Raw genomic sequence first — 22,786 nt, forward strand, 5'->3', positions numbered from 1 at the left:
AAATACTTTTTTTCGCCTCGTTTTTTTGTTTTAGTCGGTGGTCTAAGCCCCCCCGGGCGCCGGCCCCCCCCCCCCCCCCCCACGGCCAGTGTGAAGTCGTCCCGCCGCCGCATCCGGTGTCCGGACGGCAGCACGGTGGGGTGGGCTCAGACCGCGACCCGGGCGCGGCCCTTGCGGCGGCGCTCGGCGAGGACGGCGCGCCCGGCACGCGTGCGCATCCGCAGCCGGAAGCCGTGCTTCTTGTGGCGACGACGGTTGTTCGGCTGGAAAGTACGCTTGCTCACTTGAGGCTCCAGTGCTGCGGTCGGATCGTTAAGGCTCGATGGCTCGCATCTAGGGCCGCGTCTGGTCCCCCGCAGCGGGGGCCCACCCGTTCTTCCCAGTGGGTCGGTCGGCGGGCACGCGGCATCTCCGTCGATGCGTCTCGACCTCAGCACATTACGGGCTCATCGAGGACCCGGTCAAACGGAACGCCCCTCCCGGCACGGGCCGGCGGCGCGGGTCCCGCCCGCGCGTCCCGTTGTGGACGGCGACACGTCCCCAAAGTTATCCACAGGGCGGCGCCGGCGGTGGACGGTGCGCCCGCGCGGACGCGAGTGCGTGCAGGCCCCGGCGTCCAAGGGGCGGACGGTGGCCGGGACGTCTTCTGTTGCGGGTGGGCCTGACAGCGGCTATCGTCTTCCGGGCGAGCCGACGCCTCTTCGGTCATCTGTTGTCGGCATCATGCGCTTAATCCTCCCGTACCTGTACTCCTTTTCCGCACCGGTCCTTCCGTGGCCGGGCACCTCGCGACCGTTCCTTCAGGGTGCGCCTGAGAGTTATACACAGGCGCCGCACCACTATGCACAGCATGTGGAAAACTCTGTGGACAACTCGTGAGAGAGTAGGGCTTCCGCATCGCGGACGTGCCCCACGAGGCGGGACGCCACCCGCGGAACAGCAGGGCAGTCAGGTACTCCGTTCGACGGAGATGTGGGGAGGGGACCTTGCGCATGGACGGTCAGGATCTCGGATCGGTCTGGGCCCGCACCCTCACCGCACTGGCCGAGAGCGATCTGTCTCCGAGCTACCGCGCATGGCTGCCGATGGTCCGCCCGCTGGCCCTCGTCGAGGGCACCGCCCTCCTCGCCGCGCCGAACGAGTTCGCCAAGGACGCCCTGGAGACGCGGCTGCGCAGCCTGATCACGCAGGCGCTGTCGCGCGAGCTGGGCCGTGAGATCCGCGTCGCGGTGACCGTCCAGCCGGAACCGCCGGCATCCTCGGCGCCCGGCCCCGGCGGCGGGCCCCGCGCGGGCGGCGAGCCGCTGTCCGCGCCGATCCCCGGCCTCGGCCCGCACGAACCGGCGCCTTCTTCCTATGGCGAACGTCCCCACGACCGCTCGCACGAGCGCCCGCACGACCGTTCACATGAGCGTCCGCACGATCGTCCGCACGAGGGGGAGCGTCCGTACGGCGACCAGCAGTACGGGGACTCCCAGTACAAAGACGCGCAGTTCCCTGACCGCCAGTACCAGGAGCAGTCCTACGGGGACCAGGGGTACGGCGAGAAGGGGTACCGGCAGCAGCCCGGAGTTACCCACAGCCCCGGTGGTTATCCACAGGGGGAGGACGACCGTGGCTGGCCGCAGCGCGAGGGCGAGCATGGAGGCGGGTACCCCTCGGCGCCCCGGCAGCCCCCGTTCGGTTCGTCCCGTCCCGGCCCGTTCGACGGGCGCCAGGGCTACCGCGCGCGTCCTCCCGGAGCGGGCGGCGACTACGGAAACGAGGGATACGGGAGCGAGGGGTACGGCGGTCCCGAGAACTCCGGCTTCGGTGGGTCCGAGGGCTACGGCCCCGAATACGGGGGTTCCGAGGGGTTCGGGGGCGATCTTCCCGGACGTCCGCCGCACGCGCCCTCGCACCTGAACGACCGGACGCTCGGCCCGCTGCGTCCGGGCGGGCACGCGGAGGGCAAGGAGCGCGAGCCCGGAAGCGACACCGGCCACGGCGAGGGCCCCTTCCAGGGCGGCGAGGGCCCGTTCGGGGGCTCCGACCAGTCGTACCGGGGAGAAGAGGCGTACCGCGACGAGGACGCCTCCGACGGGCGCGGCCCCGGCGGGGCCCCTGGCGCAGGCCCCGGCGGCGGAGCGCCCGGTGGCGGCCCCGGCGGGACGCACGGGTCCGGCGGCGGCTCGGGCTCCGGGACGTCCGAGCACGCGCGGCTGAACCCGAAGTACACGTTCGAGACGTTCGTCATCGGGTCGTCGAACCGGTTCGCGCACGCGGCGGCGGTCGCGGTGGCGGAGCAGCCGGCGAAGGCGTACAACCCGCTCTTCGTCTACGGCGACTCGGGACTCGGCAAGACGCACCTTCTCCACGCGATCGGTCATTACGCGCAGAGCCTCTTCAACGGGGCGCGCGTCCGGTACGTGAGCTCGGAGGAGTTCACGAACGACTTCATCAACTCGATCCGGGACGGCAAGGCGGACGGGTTCCGCCGCCGCTACCGGGACGTGGACATCCTTCTCGTCGACGACATCCAGTTCCTTGAGGGCAAGGAGCAGACGCAGGAGGAGTTCTTCCACACCTTCAACACCCTCCACAACGCCAGCAAGCAGATCGTCATCTCCAGCGACCGCCCGCCCAAGGAGCTGGTCACGCTGGAGGACCGGCTGCGCAACCGGTTCGAGTGGGGGCTGACGACCGACGTCCAGCCGCCCGAGCTGGAGACGCGGATCGCGATCCTGCAGAAGAAGGCCCGGCAGGAGGGCCTGGCCGCGCCGCCGGACGTCCTGGAGTTCATCGCCTCGCAGATCGCGACGAACATCCGGGAGCTGGAGGGCGCGCTGATCCGGGTGACGGCGTTCGCGAGCCTGAACCGGCAGTCGGTGGACATGCGGCTCGCCGAGATCGTGCTGAAGGACCTGATCCCGAACGACACCGGTCCGGAGATCACCGCGGCGATGATCATGGCGCAGACCGTCGAGTACTTCGGGACGACGATCGACGACCTGTGCGGGCCGTCGCGGTCCCGGATGCTGGTGACCGCCCGGCAGATCGCGATGTACCTGTGCCGGGAGCTGACCGACCTGTCGCTGCCCAAGATCGGGCAGCAGTTCGGCGGCCGCGACCACACGACGGTCATCCACGCCGACCGGAAGATCCGGTCGCTGATGGCCGAGCGGCGCGCGATCTACAACCAGGTCACCGAGCTGACCGGGCGGATCAAGCACCAGGCGAGCAGGCACTGACCACAGGGGCCCCGACCTGTGGAAAACTCCCTCCCCGGGACTGTGGACGGCCGCCGTTCCCGTCGTCCACAGCCGGCGGGCGGAACAGAAACGACATAATCCGCCCTCTCGGCAAAACGGAAGCGGCTACTCACAGGTTGTGGAAAACCCTGGGGATTTTCGTGGATAACCCCGTGGACAACCCGTGGAAAACCTGAGGATGAAGTGTGGACGACTGTGGACGGGCTATGCACCGGCGCCCGCGTCTTGGGGAAAACCGGTGGAAAAGCTGGGGACGACCTGGGGACGAACGGTGGACGACCGAGCCCCCGCCCCGCGCGTCCCGCCGGATCCCGCCGACCGGCGTGGAGAACCCGTGGAAAACTCGTGGATAACCGGTGGATGACCTGGGGACGGCCTGTGGGCACAGAATCGCCCTCCACAGGCGGCCCTCGTCCTCCACAGTTCGTGCACAGCCCGCCCGTGGACAAAAATACGGGGCCTCACCTGGGACGATGGCCTCTGTCCACACTGTCCACAGCCCCTACTACTAAGACCACACCTGTTCTCTACCCAAGAAAAGATTCACCTCAAGTTCGGGCCTGGGGAAAACGCGCCCCGAGAGCCCGGACCGAGGTGCTCGCACCGAACCGTTGTCCGACACCTGCAGGAGGCGGGTCCCCTTGAAGTTCCGCATCGACAGAGACGCCCTCGCCGACGCCGTGGCCTGGACGGCGCGCACGCTGCCGCCCCGGCCCCCGGTCCCGGTCCTGGCGGGCATGCACATCGAGGCCGGGGGTGAGGGCAACGAGGACCGGCTGCGGCTCTCGGCGTTCGACTACGAGGTCTCCGCGCAGGTCTCCACCGACATCGACGTCGAAGAGGCCGGGACCGTCCTCGTGTCGGGCCGGCTGCTCGCCGAGATCAGCCGGAACCTTCCTCCCCACCCTGTGGAGATCACCACCGACGGGGCGAAGGTGATGGTGCGCTGCGGCAGCGCCAAGTTCACCCTCCTCACCATGCCCGTGGAGGACTACCCGACCCTGCCGGAGATGCCGCCCGCCGCGGGCTCCGTCGGCAGCGACGAGTTCGCCGCCGCCGTCTCCCAGGTCGCGATCGCCGCGGGCAAGGACGACACGATCCCGATGCTCACCGGCGTCCGCGTCGAGATCGAGGGCGAGACCGTCACGCTCGCGTCCACCGACCGGTACCGCCTCGCCGTCCGCGAGCTGCACTGGAAGCCCGAGCGTCCCGACTTCTCCGCCGTCGCGCTCGTCCCGGCCAAGACGCTCGCCGACACCGCCAAGTCGCTGACGTCCGGCGCCGAGGTGTCGATCGCGCTCGGCGGCACGTCCGGCGCCGGCGACGGCATGATCGGTTTCGCGGGCGGCGGCCGCCGCACCACGTCCCGGCTGCTCGACGGCGACTTCGTCAAGTACCGGTCGCTGCTGCCGAGCGAGTACGCCGGCCACGCCGAGATCCACACGGCGCCGTTCATCGAGGCCGTCAAGCGCGTCTCGCTCGTCGCCGAGCGGAACACGCCCGTCCGGCTGTCGTTCCGGCAGGGCGAGGTCGTCCTCGAGGCCGGGACGGGCGACGAGGCGCAGGCCGTCGAGGCGCTGGAGGCCAACCTGGAGGGCGAGGACATCGACATCGCCTTCAACCCCGGGTTCCTGCAGGAGGGCCTGTCGGCGATCGGCTCGGACGTCGCCCGGCTGTCGTTCACGACCCCGACCAAGCCCGCCGTGCTCACCGGCAAGCCGCCGGAGGAAGGCGCGAACCCGAACTACCGTTACCTGATCATGCCGGTGCGTCTGTCCGGGTAAGGATCGGTTCACGGGCATCACAGGGGGGACGGACGATCCGCGGGGGAGCCGCCCTCGCGGATCGGCGCGCGTCCCGACCGGCGCGCGCGCAGACGAAGCACAGGGGAGTGAACATGGAGCTGGGCATCATCGGCCTGGGCAAGATGGGCGGCAACATGGCCGAGCGGCTGCGCCGCGGCGGCCACACGGTCGTCGGCTACGACCGCGATCCCGCGCTGAGCGACGTCGGCTCGCTGCAGGAGCTGGTCGACCGCCTGTCCCCGCCGCGCGCCGTGTGGGTGATGGTGCCCGCCGGCCGTCCCACCCAGGACACGATCAACGGCCTCGGGGAGATCCTCGACGAGGGCGACATCGTCGTGGACGGCGGCAATTCACACTATGTGGACGACCAGAAGCACGGCGAGGAGCTCGCGGCCAAGGGCATCGGCTTCGTCGACTGCGGCGTCAGCGGCGGCGTGTGGGGCCTCGAGAACGGCTACGCGCTCATGGTCGGCGGCGACGACGAGCACGTCGCGCGCCTCATGCCGATCTTCGAGACGCTCAAGCCCGAGGGCGAGTTCGGGTTCGTCCACTCCGGCAAGGTCGGCGCGGGCCACTTCGTGAAGATGGTCCACAACGGCATCGAGTACGCGATGATGCAGGCCTTCGGCGAGGGCTACGAGCTGATCGAGGCCAGCGACGTCGTGACGAACGTGCCGGAGACGTTCCGCAGCTGGCAGGAGGGCACGGTCATCCGGTCGTGGCTGCTCGACCTGATGAACCGCGCGCTCGCCGAGGACCCCGAGCTCGACGACATCCGCGGCTACGCGAACGACTCCGGCGAGGGCCGCTGGACCGTCCAGGCCGCCGTCGACCACGCCGTCCCCCTGCCCGCGATCAGCGCGTCCCTCTTCGCCCGCTTCGCCTCCCGCCAGGACGACTCCCCCGCCATGCGCGTCGTCGCCGCCCTGCGCAACCAGTTCGGCGGCCACGCCGTCGAGTCGGCCAAGGGCGCCGACTCCCCCGGCGCCGACGTCACCCCGCCCACCGTCTGACGAAAGTTATCCACACCCCGTGGATTCCCCCCGCCTTCGGGGGACGACCCTCGACACTCGAGATGGGGTCGGCCCCCCAGGGCGGGCGGGGACCGGAGACCGGGGCCGACGGGCGGTGGGCGTTGTGGGCGGGGCAGGGGGTGGGAGGCTCTACGCTCGTGTTCCGTGCACGTCGCCCACCTCTCGCTCCAGGACTTCCGCTCGTACGCGGCCGCCGAGGTCGCGCTCGAGCCGGGGGTCACCGCGTTCGTGGGGCCGAACGGCCAGGGCAAGACGAACCTGGTCGAGGCCGTCGGTTACGTCGCGTCGCACGGGAGCCACCGGGCCTCGACGGACGCGCCGCTCGTGCGGCACGGCGCGCCGCGCGCGATCGTCCGCGTCGGTGCGGTGAAGGACGACCGCAAGGCCCTCATCGAGCTGGAGATCAACCCCGGTAAGGCGAACCGGGCGCGGCTGAACCGGTCGCCCGTCCCCAGGCCGCGCGAGATCCTGGGGATGGTGCGGACCGTGCTGTTCGCGCCCGAGGACCTCTCGCTCGTCAAGGGCGACCCGGGGGAACGGCGCCGGTTCATGGACGAGCTGCTGACGGCGCGCGCGCCGCGCTTCGCGGGGGTGCGGTCCGACTACGACCGGGTGCTCAAGCAGCGCAACGCCCTGCTGAAGTCGGCGGCGGCGCACCGCCGCGCGCCGGGCCCGGAGGTCCTCGCGACCCTCGACGTGTGGGATTCGCACCTCGCCCGGACGGGCGCCGAACTGCTGGCCGCGCGGCTGGACCTCGTGGGCGCGCTCCGTCCGCTCGTCGCGCGCGCGTACGATGCGCTCGCCCCCGGCGGCGGGGCGGCGGATCTGCAGTACCGCAGCTCGCTGGGCGACGCCGAGTTGTCCACAGACCGTGGAAAACTCGCCGAGCAGCTGCTCGCGGCCGCGGGCGACACGCGGAAGCAGGAACTGGAGCGGGGCGTCAGTCTCGTGGGCCCGCATCGGGACGAGCTCGTCCTGCGCCTCGGGGAGCTGCCCGCGCGGGGGTACGCGAGCCACGGCGAGTCCTGGTCGTTCGCGCTCGGGCTGCGGCTCGCCGCGTTCGACCTGCTGCGGGCGGACGGCGACGACCCGGTGCTGATCCTCGACGACGTCTTCGCCGAACTGGACGCGGGGCGCCGCAGCCGCCTCGCCGGGATGGTCGCGCCGGCCGAGCAGGTCCTGATCACCGCCGCCGTGCCCGCCGACGTACCGGACGAACTGACGGGCGCGACGTTCGCCGTGTCGGACGGCCAAGTCCTCCGGGAGTGACCCGCAGGGCGCTGGGGTGCCGCAGGGCCGGGCGCCCCGCGGCCGCCGTCCCCCTGCGTACCGGGTGCTCTGCGCGGCGGCCGTCCCGCGCATGGCGGCCGCGCCGGGCCCGATGGCCGGGCGGCGGGCGTCCCTTCGGACGGGTCGTCCTGTCGGGTGTCGTGGGGTGCGGTCAGAATGGTCGTCCACAGGCTGTGGGGAGGAGGGTGACATGAGCGAGGATCCACAGGATGTGGACGGCGCCACCGGCGGGGCCGCCGACGGCGAGCCGGGGGACGCCGATGCCGCGCGTCCCGCCGATCCCCTGGCCGCGTCCGGGAAGTCGGGGATCGAGCTGGCGCGGGAGGCGCTGGCGCAGGCGAAGGCGGACGCGCTGAAGCGGGGCACCCTCCCCGGCCACAAGAACCGCCGCAAGGGCGGGGGCCTGCCGGTGCGGAGCCGGGATCCGGGGCGCGGCGGGGACCCGAAGCCGTTCGGGGCCGCGATCCGCGACCTGCTCGCGACACGCGGGTGGGAGCAGCGCGCGGCGGTCGGCGGCGTGTTCGGCAACTGGGCGGGGATCGTGGGGCCCGAGCTGGCCGAACACACCCGGCCGGAGCACTTCGAGGACGGCGAGCTGACGATCGCCGCCGACTCGGCGACGTGGGCGACGCAGCTGCGGCTGCTGTCGTCGAACCTCGTGCGGCGGCTGAACCAGGAGCTGGGGCACGGGACGGTCCGGCGGGTGAAGGTGGTCGGCCCGTCGTCGGGCCCGCGCCGCGGCGGGGCGTGGCGCGCCCGCTGAGTCCCGGAACCGCCGACCTTGTCAGTGCCGGGTGAGAACATCTGTTCGGGATGCAGGGCGACGAGTTCGGCGACGAGCGTGCCGTAGGCCAGAGAACCCCCCCAGAGTCATGGGGGGATGTGCCTCCGGTGTCGCTCGGCCGCCACACGCGCACACAGCGCCGCGTGAGTGCCACTTTTCGCCGTGCGACCCGGTAGAATGACATCGGGTACAGGATGCTGCGCCGCCGTGGGGTGCCCGGGGCTCTGACCAGGTGTGAACAGAGCACAGGGGCGCCCTCATGTGTGTTACGGGGCACACCGCGCTCCCTCCGGGCGTGGGGCGGCAGACATCCCCGGCAGGAGGATCTCCTTTGGCGTACGACGCTAGTTCGATCACTGTCCTTGAAGGCCTCGAGGCGGTGCGCAAACGCCCGGGCATGTACATCGGATCGACCGGTGAGCGCGGCCTCCACCACCTGGTCTACGAGATCGTGGACAACTCGGTCGACGAGGCCCTGGCGGGCTACGCCGACGACATCGTGGTGACGCTGCTGGCCGACGGCGGCGTGAGCGTGCTCGACAACGGCCGCGGCATCCCGGTCGGCGAGCACCCGGTGGAGAAGCGGCCGGCCATCGAGCTGGTGCTGACCACGCTGCACGCGGGCGGCAAGTTCGACGGCAAGTCCTACGCGGTGTCCGGCGGCCTGCACGGCGTCGGGTCCGCGGTGGTGAACGCGCTGTCCACCCGGCTCGAGGCCGAGGTGCGCACGGACGGGCACGTCTGGCGGCAGTCCTACACCTGGCAGGGCCCGGAGACGGAGCTGCGCAAGGGCGAGGAGACATCGGAGACCGGCACCCTCATCAGGTTCTGGCCCGACGCGGAGATCTTCGAGACCACCGAGTGGAACTTCGAGACGCTGTCGCGGCGCATGCAGGAGTACGCGTTCCTGAACCGCGGGCTGGCGATCACCCTGCGGGACGAGCGGCCCGACCACGCGAACGGTGACGGGAACGGCGAACCGCACGTCGTCCGGTACCACTACGAGGGCGGCATCCAGGACTTCGTCCGCTACATCAACGCCCGCAAGGAGGCGGTCCACGAGTCGGTCGTCTACTTCGAGGACTCCACCGAGGGCATGTCGGTCGAGATCGCCATGCAGTGGAACTCGTCGTACGCCGAGTCGGTCCACACCTTCGCCAACACGATCAACACGGCGGAGGGCGGCACCCACGAGGAGGGGTTCCGGGCGGCGCTCACCACGATCGTCAACCGGTACGCCCGCGACAAGGGGCTGCTGCGCGAGAAGGACGACAACCTGACCGGCGAGGACGTCCGCGAGGGCCTCACGTCGATCATCTCGATCAAGCTCGCCGACCCGCAGTTCGAGGGGCAGACGAAGACGAAGCTCGGGAACACCGAGGCGAAGTCGTTCGTCCAGCGCGCCTGCAACGTGTACCTCCGCGACTGGTTCGAGGAGAACCCGGGCGAGGCCAAGGAGATCATCAACAAGGCGTCGCAGGCGGCGCGCGCGCGGGTCGCGGCGAGGCAGGCGCGGGATCTGACGCGCCGCAAGAGCCTCCTCGAGACGACGTCGCTGCCCGGCAAGCTGTCGGACTGCCAGTCCACCGACCCGGCGCAGTCGGAGCTGTACATCGTCGAGGGCGACTCGGCGGGCGGCTCCGCGAAGGGCGGCCGCGCCGTCCAGTACCAGGCGATCCTCCCGATCCGCGGCAAGATCCTGAACGTCGAGAAGGCGCGGATCGACAAGATCCTCAAGAACAACGAGGTCCAGGCGATCATCACGGCGCTGGGCACCGGGGTGCACGACGAGTTCGACATCTCCCGGCTCCGCTACCACAAGATCATCCTGATGTCGGACGCCGACGTCGACGGCCACCACATCAACACGCTGCTGATGACGCTGCTGTTCCGGTTCATGAAGCCGCTGATCGAGGCCGGCCACGTGTACCTGTCGCAGCCGCCGCTCTACAAGATCAAGTGGGACGCCCGGGGCAACGAGGTCGACTACGCGTTCTCCGACGCCGAGCGCGACGCCGTCATCGAGGCGGGCATCGCCGCCGGCAAGCGCGACCCGCGCCCCCGCGACCTGGTGCAGCGGTTCAAGGGTCTCGGCGAGATGAACGCCAACGAGCTGTGGGACACCACGATGAACCCCGAGAACCGGGTGCTCCTGCAGGTCCAGCTCGACGACGCCGCCCAGGCCGACGAGCTGTTCAGCGTGCTCATGGGCGAGGAGGTCGAACCGCGCCGCGAGTTCATCCAGCGCAACGCCAAGGACGTGCGCTTCCTCGACATCTGAGGTGCGGGCACGGGCCGGGCTCCCAGCGGCCCGAACCGTAGCGGTGAACGTACTTCCTTCCCTTCAAGCAGAAGAGGTCAGCTAAGTGACGGACATGACCACGGCGGGCGGCCCCCACCCGGGCGAACGGATCGAACCTGTCGACATCCAGGTCGAGATGCAGAAGAGCTACCTCGACTACGCGATGTCGGTCATCGTCGCGCGCGCGCTTCCCGAGGTCCGCGACGGGCTCAAGCCGGTGCACCGCCGCGTCCTGTACGCGATGTACGACGGCGGCTACCGTCCCGACCGCGGGTACTTCAAGTGCGCCCGCGTCGTCGGCGACGTCATGGGGAACTACCACCCCCACGGCGACTCGGCCATCTACGACGCGCTGGTGCGGCTGGCGCAGCCGTGGTCGATGCGGTACCCGCTGGTGGACGGCAACGGGAACTTCGGCTCGCGCGGCAACGACCCGGCCGCGGCCATGCGGTACACCGAGTGCCGGATGGCGCCCCTGGCGATGGAGCTGCTGCGCGACATCGACAAGGAGACCGTCGACTTCACCCCGAATTACGACGGCCGCTCGCAGGAGCCGGACGTCCTGCCGTCGCGTTACCCGAACCTGCTGGTCAACGGGTCCGCGGGCATCGCGGTCGGGATGGCGACGAACATCCCGCCGCACAACCTGCGGGAGGTCGCCGACGGCGTCCGGTGGTACCTGGACAACTACGGCGCGACCGATGAGGAGCTGCTCGAGGCGCTGATCGAGCGGATCAAGGGCCCCGACTTCCCCACCGCCGCGCTGATCGTCGGCCGCAAGGGCATCGAGGAGGCGTACCGCACCGGCCGCGGCTCGATCACGATGCGCGCGGTCGTCGAGGTCGAGGAGATCCAGGGCCGCACCTGCCTCGTCGTCACCGAACTCCCCTACCAGGTCAACCCGGACAACCTCGCCCTCAAGATCGCCGACGGGGTCAAGGACGGGAAGCTGGACGGCATCGCGGACGTCCGCGACGAGACGTCCGGACGGACGGGCCAGCGGCTCGTGATCGTCCTCAAGCGGGACGCGGTCGCGAAGGTCGTCCTCAACAACCTGTACAAGCACACGCAGCTGCAGGAGACGTTCGGCGCGAACATGCTCGCGCTCGTCGACGGGGTTCCCCGCACGCTCCGCATCGACCAGTTCGTCCGGCACTGGGTCGCGCACCAGATCGACGTCATCGTCCGCCGCACCCGGTTCCTGCTGCGCAAGGCCGAGGAGCGCGCCCACATCCTGCGCGCGCTGCTGAAGGCCCTCGACCGCATCGACGAGGTCATCGCGCTGATCCGCCGGTCGCCGTCGGCGTCGGAGGCCCAGCAGGGCCTGATGAACCTCCTGGAGATCGACGAGATCCAGGCGCAGGCGATCCTGGACATGCAGCTGCGCAAGCTCGCCGCCCTGGAGCGCCGGCAGATCACCGACGAGTACGACAAGCTCATGGCGGAGATCGCCGACTACAACGACATCCTCGCCTCGCCCGATCGGCAGCGCCGGATCGTCGGCGAGGAACTCGAGCCGATCGTCGAGAAGTTCGGCGACGAGCGCCGCACCCAGATCGTCCCGTTCGACGGCGACGTGTCCTACGAGGACCTGATCGCCGAAGAGGGCGTCGTCGTCACGATCACCCGCGGCGGCTACGCGAAGCGGACCCGCACCGACCTGTACCGGGCGCAGAAGCGCGGCGGGAAGGGCGTGCGCGGCGCGCAGCTGAAGCAGGACGACATCGTCGACCAGTTCTTCGTCACCACGACGCACCACTGGATCCTGTTCTTCACCAACAAGGGCCGCGTGTACCGGGCCAAGGCGTACGAGCTGCCGGACGCCGGGCGCGACTCGCGCGGGCAGCACGTCGCGAACCTGCTGGCGTTCCAGCCGGACGAGCACATCGCCCAGGTCATGGACCTGCGCGACTACGACGTGGCGCCCTACCTCGTGCTCGCCACCAAGAAGGGCCGCGTCAAGAAGACCGCGCTGCGCGACTTCGACTCGCCCCGCACCGGCGGCATCATCGCGATCAACCTGGTGGACGACGACGAGGTGATCGCGGCGCGGCTCGTGTCGTCCGACGACCACCTGCTGATGGTGTCGACCGGCGCGCAGGCGATCCGGTTCCGCGCCGACGACGACTCGCTGCGCCCGATGGGCCGCGCGACGTCCGGCGTGATCGGCATGCGGTTCGAGGAGGACCAGGAGGTCCTCAACATGCTGGTCGTGCAGGGCAGCGAGCAGGACGTCCTGGTCGCCACGGAGGGCGGCTACGCGAAGCGGACGCCGGCGGACCAGTACCCGCTCCAAGGACGTGGGGGTAAGGGAGTCCTCACCGCTAAGATCGTTGAGGCGCGCGGCACGTTGGTAGGGGCCCTCATGGTCGGCCCGGACGACGAGGTGTTCGCGATGACGTCGAACGGCGGCGTCATCCGTACCACCGCCGCCGAGATCAAGCAGTCCGGCAGGCAGACCATGGGCGTGCGGTTGATGAACCTCGCCGACGGGGACAGCGTCGTGGCCATCGCGAGGAACGTAGAGTCCATGGATGACGCAGAGGAAGCCGAGAGTGGCGAGGACGAGTAATGGAGCCGGTCTCGTCCCGCCGCTAGGCCAGGAGGACGACACGTGAGCACCGAGCCCGGCGAGAACAAGGGCGGCACCGGCAAGGGGAGCGCGAAGAAGCCCGGCGGCGGGACGGTCGCGGCCGCCTCCGCCAAGCCGGGCCGTGACGAGGCGAAGGCCGGCGTCGGCCGGGGCGCCGAGGAGACGAGGACCGACCTGGCCAAGGTCGACGACGAGCCCGAGTCGGGCTCCGCGGCCGGGTCCGGTTCGTCGACGGCGGACGACACGGTCGTCGACGACGCCGGGAAGGGTTCGGCGAACTCCACGGGCGCGAAGTCTGGTTCGTCCGGCTCGTCGAGTTCGTCGGGCTCGAAGGCGGCGGGGGCCAAGGGCTCCGCGAAGGACGCTCCGGGCGCGTCGAACGCCAAGGGGACGTCCGGGGCGAAGAGCCCGTCGAGCGCCCCGAGCGCCCCGACCGGCTCGCCGGCCCGCTCGTCCGGCTCGTCGGGCGGCTCCGACTGGACCAAGCCCGCCGAGCCCGCCGCCTCCGTCTCCGCGGGCCGCACCGAGCAGCCGTCCCCGCCGCCCTCCCCGCGCGCTCCCTCCGCCCCGTCGGCCCCGCCCGTCCCGGCGGGCGCGCAGACGCCGCCGTCCGGTTCCGGAGCGGCCGGCGGCGGGTTCGCGGGCACCGTCCTGCGCGACCGTCCGGTCCCCGCCACGACCGCGGGCGGCGCGTCCGGCAAGCCCGCCGGGGGCAAGGGCGGCAAGGGCGACGGGAAGCCGGCCCGCAAGGCGCAGCTGCAGCTGGCGCGCCTCGAGCCGTGGTCGGTGATGAAGTTCAGCTTCGTCCTGTCGCTGGTCTGCTTCGTGGTGCTGCTGGTCGCGGTCGTGGTCCTGTACGTGATCCTGTCCGGCCTCGGCGTGTTCGACGCGCTCACCGACACGATCAACAGCCTCACCGAGGGCGACGACGGCTCCGCCTCCGGCGTCGACTCCGCGAGCTGGTTCTCGTTCTTCCGCGTCTTCGGCTACACGGTGCTGGTGGGCGCCCTGAACGTGCTGCTCATCACGGCCCTGTCCACGGTCGGGTCCGTGATCTACAACCTCACCGCGGATCTCGTGGGCGGTGTCGAGGTGACGCTCAAGGAGGCCGAGTAGTCACTGCGCGCCCGCTCCGCCGCGGCCGTCCGATATCGATTTCCGGTTGCCGCTCCAGATGGGGTAATCTCTCGTTGCGCCGCCAAGGACGGCCGCAGTGCGGGCCTATAGCTCAGTCGGTTAGAGCGCATCCCTGATAAGGATGAGGCCGGTGGTTCAAGTCCACCTAGGCCCACCAGCACGAAAAACCCCCCACCGGGACCGGTGGGGGGTTTTCGCATTCCCGCCCGGGGAGCGGGCGGGAGGTCCCGGGCGGAAATCGAACCGGGCACGGGCGGAATGCCGGTACGGTCGGCGCGTGCGTTCTGTGGTGGCATGCCGGACTGATCACGTGGTCCGCGCCCGGCAGCGGGCCGGCGGACGCGCCGGCGCGGGTTCGGCGGGGGCGGACGGGTGAAGCCTCGCGGTGCCGCCCTGCTGGAGCGGTTCCAGCATCCGGCGCAGGTCGTCGTCACCGGGTTCGGGATCACCATCCTGATCGGGACGGGCCTGCTGTCGCTGCCGCACGCCACCGCCGACGAGCCCTCGGCCGACCCGGTGGACGCGCTGTTCACCGCGACGTCCGCCGTATGCCTCACCGGGCTGATCACCCAGGACACCGCGTCGCACTGGTCGCTGTTCGGCGAGCTGGTGATCATGGGGTTGATGCAGGTCGGCGGTCTCGGCCTGATGACGGTCGCCACGCTGTTCGGGATCCTCCTGTCCGGACGGGTGGGGCTGCGCGCGCGCATGGCGGCCCAGGTCGAGACGAAGACCCTCCAGATGACGGACGTACGCCGCGTCGTGCGGAACGTCGTGCTGTTCAGCCTGACGTGCGAGGCCGTGGTCGCGGCCGTGCTGGCGGTCCGCCTCGCGCAGGGGTACGGGGAGTCGTGGGCCCGCGCCGTCTATCTCGGCGCATTCCACTCGGTGTCGGCGTTCAACAACGCGGGGCTGGCGCTGTGGCCGGACAGCATCATGCGGTTCGTCGGCGACCCGTGGATCTGCCTGCCGATCTGCGCGGCCGTCATGATCGGCGGGCTCGGGTTCCCGGTCGTGTTCGAGCTGGCGCGCCGGTGGCGGCGTCCGCGCACGTGGTCGATCCTGACGCGCGTCACCGTCGGGACGACGACGGTGCTGTTCGTCGTCGGCGCGTTCGTCCTCACCGCCCTGGAGTGGAACAACACCGAGACGCTGGGCACGCGCCCGCGCCCGACGCGGTGGCTGGCGGGCATCGTCCTGTCGGTGATGCCCCGCAGCGGCGGGTTCAACAGCGTGGACACGTCGGCGATGCGTCCGGAGAGCTGGTTCGTGACGGACGTCCTGATGTTCATCGGCGGGGGCAGTGCGGGCACCGCGGGCGGGATCAAGGTGACGACGTTCGGGCTGCTGGCGTTCGTCCTGTGGGCGGAGATGCGCGGGGACGCGCACGTGAACGTGGGCACGCGGCGGCTGCCGGCCGGGACGCCGCGGCAGGCGATGGCGATCGTCCTGCTGAGCGCCGGGCTCGTGACGGTCGCGACGATCGTCCTCATGGCGCTGACGGACCACTCGCTGGACCGGGTGCTGTTCGAGGTGGTGTCGGCGACCGCGACGGTGGGGCTCTCCACGGGGATCACGGGGGATCTGCCGCTGTCGGGCGAGGTGATGCTGGTCGTGCTGATGTTCGTCGGGCGCATCGGCCCGCTGACGTTGGCCACGGCGCTCGCGCTTCGCAAGCGCACGAGGCGGTACGAACTCCCCGAGGAGCGGCCCATCGTCGGCTGAGCCGCGCCCCGGCCGCGTGCGGGGGCGTGCGGGGCGCCCGCGGGCGCGCGGGGTGGCGATGACACCGGTTCTTTAGCGGTACCTTCACATGCCGGGCCGCATCCCGATTTGTCGGCCTTGGCATGGTCCGCGAGGAGAGAAGGACGTGGTTCGGGGGATCCGACGGCCGCGGCGGGGGCCGAAACCCCGGGGGACGGCGCTGCTGGAGCGGTTCCAGCACCCGGCCCAGGTCGTCGTCACCGGGTTCGCGGTCATGATCCTCGCCGGGACGGGCCTGCTGTCGCTGCCCGTCGCCCGCACGGGCCCCGGCGGGGCCGAACCGCTGGACGCGCTGTTCACCGCGACGTCCGCCGTGTGCGTGACCGGGCTGATCACCGTGGACACGCCGGTCTACTGGTCGACGTTCGGCGAGGTCGTCATCCTGTGCCTGATCCAGGTCGGCGGTTTCGGCCTGATGACCCTGGCGACCCTCTTCGCCATCCTCCTGTCCGGACGGGTGGGGCTGCGCGCGCGCATGGCCGCCCAGGTCGAGACGAAGACCCTCCAGATGACGGACGTACGCCGCGTCGTGCGGAACATCGTCGTGTTCAGCTTGAGCTGCGAGGCGGTCATCGCCGTGGTGCTGGCCGCCCGGTTCGCCCTCGGCTACGGTGAGCCGCTCGGCCGCGCCGCCTACCTGGGCGTCTTCCACTCGGTGTCGGCGTTCAACAACGCCGGGTTCGCGCTGTGGTCCGACAGCCTCATGGGGTTCGTGACCGACCCGTGGATCTGCCTGCCGATCTGCGCGGCGATCATCGTCGGCGGGCTCGGGTTCCCGGTGGTGTTCGAGCTGGCGCGCCGGTGGCGGCGTCCGCGCACGTGGTCGATCCTGACGCGCGTCACCGTCGCGACGTCCGCCGTCCTGCTCGCCGGCGGGACCCTGGTGCTCACGGCCCTCGAATGGACCAACCAGGACACGCTGGGGCCGCTCTCGCGCCCGTCCCGCGGGCTCGCCGGGTTCGTCATGGCGGTCATGCCGCGCACCGCCGGGTTCAACAACGTGGACGTCGCCGCGATGCGCCCCGAGAGCTGGCTGGTGACGGACGTCCTGATGTTCATCGGCGGGGGCAGTGCGGGCACCGCGGGCGGGATCAAGGTGACGACGTTCGGGCTGCTGGCGTTCGTCCTGTGGGCGGAGATGCGCGGGGACGCGCACGTCAACGTGGGCACGCGGCGGCTGCCCGTCGGCACGCAGCGGCAGGCGATGGGCATCGTGCTGCTGGCCGTGGGGCTCGTCGTGGCCGCGACCGTCACCCTGATGATCCTCACCTCCCACTCCCTCGACAGGGTCCTGTTCGAGGTGGTGTCGGCGTTCGGCACCGTGGGGATGTCCACCGGCATCACCGCGGACCTGCCCCCGTCCGGCCACATCCTGTTGATCGTGCTGATGTTCCTCGGGCGCATCGGCCCGCTGACCATGGCCACCGCACTGGCGCTGCGCAGACGCGTCCGGCGCCACGAACTACCGGAGGAGCGACCCATCGTTGGCTGACAGCAGAAGAGATCCCGTCGTGGTGATCGGCCTCGGCCGCTTCGGCACCGCGCTCTCGCTCGAACTGGCCGAGCGCGGCACCGAGGTGCTCGCGATCGATCACCGGCCCAAGGTCGTCCAGGCGCTGTCGGGGCGGCTGACGCACATCGCCACCGCCGACTCCACCGACATCGACGCCCTCCGCGAGCTCGGCGTCGCCGAGTTCTACCGCGGCGTCGTCGCGATCGGCGGCGACCTCGAGGCCAGCATCCTGACGACGTCGCACCTGGTGGAGCTGGGTGTGGACAACATTTGGGCCAAGGCCGTCACGCACCAGCACAAGCGCATCCTGGAGCGGATCGGCGCCCACCACATCGTGCTGCCCGAGCACGACATGGGCGAGCGCGTCGCGCACCTCGTCAGCGGCCGCATGCTCGACTACGTCGAGGTCGACGACGACTTCGCGCTGGTGAAGACGCACCCGCCCAAGGACATCGAGGGCGTGCCGCTGGGGGAGACGCGGCTGCGGTCCCGGCACGGCGTCACCGTCGTGTGCGTCAAGTCGCCGGGCGAGCAGTTCACGTACGCGACGGCCGACACCGTCCTGCAGTACAGCGACGTGATCCTGGTCGCGGGCCCGATCGCGAAGGTCGAGAGCTTCGCCGAACGGACCTGACGTCCCGTCCGTCCGTCCGGTGTGGCCGGTGGCGGCGGCTGGGGACAACCGCGATCCTGGGGATTTCCTGGGGACGACGCTGGGGACGGCGCCGTCCCCAGGGGTGTGGAGCAAGTTATCCACAACTTGTGGACGACGAGTGTGTGCAGTCCGCCGACCAGCGAGAACACACGTTTCCCCAGGACGAACGGCCTGTGGAGATCCGGGGACGACGCTGCGTCACCGGTTGTCCACCCCTGGGGACGACAGTTATCCACAATCTGTGGACACCCGTGTTCACCCGTTGAGCCCGAGGTGCCGATGGACGGTCCGCACGCGATCGTCCGCGCGGAACTCGTGCACCACCTCGATCGGGCCGACGATGTGCGCGTTGAACTCGGCGAGTTCCTCTGCAGGCACCCACAGCTCCAGGATCGTCCGTCCGCCGGCCTGCCGGACGGGGTAGCGCGCGGCGAACGCGGCGTCCACCGCGAACCGCGTCACGAACCCCGAGCCGTGCGCCGGGACGTTCCAGTCCCGCGCGATCTTGATCGCGTACTCCTCGTTGAGGACGGGGTAGAAGATCGGCTGCTCGGGCAGGCGCGGCGGCCACGCGCGCCAGCCGGCGGCGCGCAGCAACTCCAGTTCGGCCGGGCCGACCGGCCGCCACAGCGTCAACGTGCTCATTCCCCGAGTCTGTCCGCAGCGGTGGCCGGGGGGCGACCGGATTAGCTAATCAAACTTGACCACCCGCTCGCCGTCGGCCTACGCTCGCCGCCATGGGCCAGAAGACGATTCCGATCTTTCCGTGCCGCTCGATCGGCGACACCTGGGAGTTCTACAAGGCGCTAGGATTCGAGCAGACGTCGTGGCAGACCCGTCCCAACCCTTTCCTCTCCGTACGCCACGGTGACATCGAGCTTCAGTTCTACGGCTGGAAGAAGCACGACCCCACCACGTCCATGCACATGTGCTACGTCGTCACCGACGACGTGGACGGCCTCTACGAGGCCTTCCGCAGCGGACTAAAGGAGGCTCTGGGGCGGATCCCGACGCGCGGGCTGCCCCGTATGGGCGTCCTCAAGGACATGACGTACGGCATGCGGCAGTTTCTGCTCACCGACCCCGACGGCGTGCAACTCCGCATCGGCCAGCAGATCTCCGACGATCTCGAACACGCCCCCATCCCCACCGAGCCCGTCGCGAAGGCCCTGCACATGGCCGTCCTCCTGGGCGACTCCAAGGAGGACTACAAGGGAGCGGCCAGGATCCTCGACAAACTCCTCGACGGCACCGAACCCTTGACCCCGCCCCAACGCCTCCAGGCCCTCACCATGCGCGCGGACATGGCCCTCCACCTCGACGACCCCGAACACGCCCGTACCGTCCTGTCCCAAGCGCGCGCGGTGCCGCTGACGGACGAGGAACGCGCCGCCCTGAGCGACGAACTGCTCCGCCTGGAAGACCTGGACCCGTCCCCGGAACTCCCCGCCCCCTGACCCGCGAGCCCGGCGCCGGACGGACGTCAGAAGTGCCGGTCGACGATGGCGCGGGCGGCGCGGCGGGCCGCCGGGACGGTGTCGCCGACGGACTCGAGCGCCGCGGCGGCCATCGTCCCGTCGAGGAGGAGCGTCAGCTCGCGGGCGAGCGACCCGGGATCGCGCGCGCCGGCCGCGTCCGCGAGGTCGCGCACCCACGCGAGGACCGCCCGCTTGTGGTCGACGGTCGCCCGGTGGACGGCTCCGCCCGGCACCGACTCGCTCGCCGTGTTGAGGAACACGCAGCCGCGGAACCCGCCGTCGTCCCCCGCCCGGATCGCGTCGAACATGCCGACGAGGCGGTCGCGCGGGTCGTCGCCGGCGGCGTCCGCGGCCTCGCGCAGCATGCGGCGCCACTTGCCGTCGGCCCCGTGCAGGAACGCCAGCACCAGGTCGTCCTTGGACTTGAAGTGCGCGTAGAGCGTCGCCTTGGCGACCCCGGACTCGGCGATGATGCGGTCGACGCCGACGCCCCGGATGCCGTGCGCGTAGAACAGGTCGGCGGCGGTGCGCAGGATCCGGTCCCGGGCGGGTTCGCGCGCGGCGGCGGCCATTGGGCGTACCCTCACCGGCGCGGGCGGAAGATCTCGCCCTGCGCCGACCCGTCCACGGCTCCCGCGTAGGCCCGCGCCACGTCCGCCGCCGGGGTGCCGTCGGCGCCGTCCATGCCGAGGGCGTCGAGGGTCTCGGAGACCCACCCGGGGCTGACGGCGTTCACCCGGAGCCCGCGCGGCAGCTCGGCCGCCGCCGTCCGGACGAACGCCTCGAGGCCCGCGTTCACCAGCGCGCCGAACGCCGCACCGGGGATGGGACGGTCGAAGGTCCCGCTCGTCAGCGTGATCGAGCCGCCGTCCCGCAGGTGCCGGATCGCCCGCCGGGCCAGATGCACCTGCCCCAGCAGCTTGGCCCGCATGACGTCCGCCGCGTCGACGTCGGCGTCCAGCGGCGTGAGCGGCGCCCCGGCGGCGCAGCACACGACGGCGTCCGCGCCGGGGACGGCCTCGAACAGCGCGTCGATCGTGGCGGGGTCGTCCAGGTCGACGCCGACCGGTCCGCTCCGGGACGCGCGGACGACTTCGTGTTCCTTCTCGAGCAGGGCCCCGACGGCCGAACCGATCACGCCCGTCGCCCCGACGACGATGACCTTCATTGCCCTCCTCGGACCGCACTCCGGCAAGGAGGCCAACCTAGACAGACAGGTCTGTCTAGGTCAAGGCCGCGCACGGATCCGCGAGAAGGTCCCCCGGGCGTCCGCGTGGCGGGCGTCGGCTGGGGACAGAGGTGGGGATTATCGGTGGACGACGTTGTCCACCGACTCGGCCCGCCTGTGGACCGAGTTTGTCCACAGCCTGTGCAACCAGTCGGTCACATAGCGTCATGGCGCGGCATCGGTCGAGGTGAGAGCGTTATCCACGCTGTGGACGGACGGGCCTGGGGTTGGGGACGAAGCTGGGGAAGAATGGTGGACGGCGAACCGGCCGGAGATCCCCAGGGTGTGCACAGAAGTTATCCACAGGCTGTGGACGACAGGTGTGGGCACCCGGTCATCTGAATACCTGTGGAGATGACTCGCCGGAGTGGCGGGAGGCGTGCAAAACTGCGTCCGGCCTGGGGATTTCCTGTGGAGAAGATGCCCGCACGCGCTGGTCGCGAGGGGGGCGACCCGTTCGGAAAGTTATCCACAGTTTGTGGACGATGGGCTGTTCGCGAACCGCCGATGGTTCGCTGGGTCATGGATCGGCGGGACGGCCCGTGCGACGTGCACGCGGCCACCGGCGGGGCCCGCGCGCGAACCGGTGAGCACCCGGTCGCGCACCGGCGTCCCGGCCGAGGGGAAGCCCGGCGAGCGGTGCGAAGGGGGAGAGATGAAGGCTCGACCTGACGGCGGACGCCCCGCGGCGGCGCGCGACATTCCGGCACTGACCTGCGAACATATGTTCGACTACGTGATAGGGTCCCGGACCCATGGGGCAGTTGCTGAACGAGCCGGTCCGCGCCGAGCACGACCCGGCCGGACGGCTCACCGCGTACGAATGGCGGGGGTCGCGCTATGCGGTGCAGGAGGTGCTGAAGACGTACGGAGCGCCGGGCGACGGCCGGGTCTACCGGGTCCGCGTCACCGGCGCCGACGGGGTGGCCGTCGCGGAGCTCGGCCGTGACCGGGACCGCTGGCGGCTCCGGACCGTCTTCTCCGCCTGACCCGCCGCGGACGGCCGCCGCGCCCGGAGCCGTCCCCCGGCCGCCGGCTCCGCTGGCGCCGCGCCCGGCCGCCCGCTCGCCGAAGCGGCCCGACCGGGTCAGCTGGACGCGGGTCCACGGCGTGCAGGGCTCCCCGCTCGACCTGCTGACCGCCCGCATCGGACGACGGCACTACGCGCCGCACGTCCACGACGAGTACGCCATCGGCGTGACGGTCGACGGCGTCGAAACGATGCGGTACCGCGGTGAGAACGTCTACTCGGGAGCGGGCAGCGTCGTCGTGATCGAACCCGGAGAGGCGCACACCGGCGGCCCGGCACGGCCGGAGGGCTTCGCGTATCTGGCCCTGTACCCGACCGCCGAGCTGCTGCGGGCGGTCGTGCCCGGGGACGCCGAGCCGCACTTCCGGGGCCCGATCATCGACGACCCGGCGCTGGGCGACGCGCTGCGGCTCGCCCACCGCGCCCTGCGCGCGGGCGACGACCCGCTGGAGGCCGAGACCCGGCTGCTGGAGGTGTTCGGCGCGCTGGTCCGGCGGCACGCGATACCGCGCCCCGGTGCCCCCGCGTCCGGACGTCCGGGGCCCGGGGCCGCGCGGATCGCGCGGAGCGTCGCCGACCGCCTGGCCGACGAGCTGACCCGGCCGCCGCCGCTGGCGGAGGTCGCCGCCGACCTCGGCCTGTCCCGTTACCAGGCGCTGCGCGCGTTCCGCGACGTCATGGGCATGCCCCCGTACGCCTGGCTGGCGCAGCACCGGGTGTCGCGCGCCCGCGCCCTGCTGGACGCCGGGCACCGTCCGGCCGACGCGGCGGCGCTCGTCGGGTTCGCCGATCAGGCGCACCTCACCCGCTGGTTCCGTCGGGTCCTCGGGGTCACCCCCGGCGCGTACCGCAACAGCGTTCAAGACGCCGCCGTCCGCCGCGCCGCATCCTGAACCCGCGCTCGGGGCAGTCCGGGCGGACG

The 22,786-nt window shown here is 71.1% G+C and carries 18 protein-coding genes and 1 tRNA gene; 15 read left to right on the top strand and 4 right to left on the bottom strand.

Annotated features, from left to right (window positions below; translation table 11 throughout):
* Positions 1 to 146 precede the first annotated feature (146 nt).
* Positions 147 to 284, bottom strand: a complete 138-nt coding sequence (gene rpmH, locus AB0L25_RS06410) for a 50S ribosomal protein L34 (RefSeq protein ID WP_192759082.1) — start codon at positions 282 to 284, stop codon at positions 147 to 149.
* Positions 285 to 992: 708 nt separating this feature from the next.
* Here rpmH and dnaA point away from each other — a divergent pair.
* From dnaA to AB0L25_RS06470, 12 genes are all read left to right on the top strand, one after another.
* A complete protein-coding gene (dnaA, locus tag AB0L25_RS06415; RefSeq protein WP_500169254.1) occupies positions 993 to 3,230 on the top strand; it encodes a chromosomal replication initiator protein DnaA in 2,238 nt (745 codons plus the stop codon).
* A gap of 662 nt (positions 3,231 to 3,892) precedes the next feature.
* On the top strand, positions 3,893 to 5,035 hold the full coding sequence (gene dnaN / locus AB0L25_RS06420) for a DNA polymerase III subunit beta (protein WP_500169256.1): 1,143 nt from the start codon (positions 3,893 to 3,895) through the stop codon (positions 5,033 to 5,035).
* A gap of 113 nt (positions 5,036 to 5,148) precedes the next feature.
* A complete protein-coding gene (gene gnd, locus AB0L25_RS06425) occupies positions 5,149 to 6,069 on the top strand; it encodes a phosphogluconate dehydrogenase (NAD(+)-dependent, decarboxylating) (protein ID WP_500169258.1) in 921 nt (306 codons plus the stop codon).
* A gap of 165 nt (positions 6,070 to 6,234) precedes the next feature.
* Complete coding sequence (gene recF, locus AB0L25_RS06430) at positions 6,235 to 7,359, top strand: DNA replication/repair protein RecF (protein ID WP_500169260.1); 1,125 nt, start codon at positions 6,235 to 6,237, stop codon at positions 7,357 to 7,359.
* A gap of 211 nt (positions 7,360 to 7,570) precedes the next feature.
* A complete protein-coding gene (locus AB0L25_RS06435) occupies positions 7,571 to 8,143 on the top strand; it encodes a DciA family protein (protein WP_500169262.1) in 573 nt (190 codons plus the stop codon).
* 352 nt (positions 8,144 to 8,495) lie between these two features.
* Positions 8,496 to 10,445 carry a DNA topoisomerase (ATP-hydrolyzing) subunit B gene (gene gyrB, locus AB0L25_RS06440; protein WP_500169264.1) on the top strand — a complete coding sequence of 650 codons (1,950 nt, stop codon included), beginning with the start codon at positions 8,496 to 8,498 and terminating at the stop codon, positions 10,443 to 10,445.
* A gap of 94 nt (positions 10,446 to 10,539) precedes the next feature.
* Entirely contained in the window at positions 10,540 to 13,038 is a 2,499-nt protein-coding gene (gene gyrA / locus AB0L25_RS06445; protein ID WP_500169585.1) for a DNA gyrase subunit A, read from the top strand.
* A 42-nt stretch (positions 13,039 to 13,080) separates the two neighbouring features.
* Positions 13,081 to 14,175: a DUF3566 domain-containing protein gene (locus AB0L25_RS06450; RefSeq protein WP_500169266.1), complete on the top strand. Its 1,095-nt coding sequence runs from the start codon at positions 13,081 to 13,083 to the stop codon at positions 14,173 to 14,175.
* A gap of 101 nt (positions 14,176 to 14,276) precedes the next feature.
* Positions 14,277 to 14,353 (top strand) — tRNA-Ile (locus tag AB0L25_RS06455).
* Positions 14,354 to 14,568: 215 nt separating this feature from the next.
* On the top strand, positions 14,569 to 15,921 hold the full coding sequence (locus AB0L25_RS06460; protein ID WP_500169268.1) for a TrkH family potassium uptake protein: 1,353 nt from the start codon (positions 14,569 to 14,571) through the stop codon (positions 15,919 to 15,921).
* Positions 15,922 to 16,174: 253 nt separating this feature from the next.
* Positions 16,175 to 17,452: a TrkH family potassium uptake protein gene (locus AB0L25_RS06465; protein WP_500169587.1), complete on the top strand. Its 1,278-nt coding sequence runs from the start codon at positions 16,175 to 16,177 to the stop codon at positions 17,450 to 17,452.
* A complete protein-coding gene (locus tag AB0L25_RS06470; protein WP_500169270.1) occupies positions 17,445 to 18,107 on the top strand; it encodes a potassium channel family protein in 663 nt (220 codons plus the stop codon). The genes AB0L25_RS06465 and AB0L25_RS06470 overlap by 8 nt, the downstream gene beginning before the upstream one ends.
* 276 nt (positions 18,108 to 18,383) lie before the next feature.
* Here AB0L25_RS06470 and AB0L25_RS06475 read toward each other — a convergent pair whose 3' ends face one another.
* Positions 18,384 to 18,773, bottom strand: coding sequence for an ADP-ribosylation/crystallin J1 (locus tag AB0L25_RS06475; protein ID WP_500169272.1), 390 nt, complete (start codon positions 18,771 to 18,773; stop codon positions 18,384 to 18,386).
* 92 nt (positions 18,774 to 18,865) lie between these two features.
* Between AB0L25_RS06475 and AB0L25_RS06480 the strand changes: the two genes are divergently transcribed.
* Positions 18,866 to 19,585 (top strand): bleomycin resistance protein, encoded by a 720-nt coding sequence (locus tag AB0L25_RS06480; RefSeq protein WP_500169274.1) that lies wholly within the window; start codon positions 18,866 to 18,868, stop codon positions 19,583 to 19,585.
* Between the two features lie 26 nt (positions 19,586 to 19,611).
* Here AB0L25_RS06480 and AB0L25_RS06485 read toward each other — a convergent pair whose 3' ends face one another.
* Positions 19,612 to 20,178: a TetR/AcrR family transcriptional regulator gene (locus AB0L25_RS06485; RefSeq protein WP_500169276.1), complete on the bottom strand. Its 567-nt coding sequence runs from the start codon at positions 20,176 to 20,178 to the stop codon at positions 19,612 to 19,614.
* Positions 20,179 to 20,189: 11 nt separating this feature from the next.
* On the bottom strand, positions 20,190 to 20,774 hold the full coding sequence (locus AB0L25_RS06490) for a short chain dehydrogenase (protein WP_500169278.1): 585 nt from the start codon (positions 20,772 to 20,774) through the stop codon (positions 20,190 to 20,192).
* 815 nt (positions 20,775 to 21,589) lie between these two features.
* Between AB0L25_RS06490 and AB0L25_RS06495 the strand changes: the two genes are divergently transcribed.
* Positions 21,590 to 21,823, top strand: a complete 234-nt coding sequence (locus tag AB0L25_RS06495; protein WP_500169280.1) for a hypothetical protein — start codon at positions 21,590 to 21,592, stop codon at positions 21,821 to 21,823.
* The gene (locus AB0L25_RS06500; protein WP_500169282.1) at positions 21,780 to 22,757 is read left to right on the top strand and encodes a helix-turn-helix transcriptional regulator; all 978 of its coding nucleotides are present in this window, start codon (positions 21,780 to 21,782) and stop codon (positions 22,755 to 22,757) included. Before AB0L25_RS06495 ends, AB0L25_RS06500 begins: the two co-directional genes overlap by 44 nt.
* Positions 22,758 to 22,786: the final 29 nt, after the last annotated feature.

It is taken from the genome of Spirillospora sp. NPDC052242 (assembly GCF_040679555.1).
Taxonomy (GTDB): Bacteria; Actinomycetota; Actinomycetes; order Streptosporangiales; family Streptosporangiaceae; genus Spirillospora.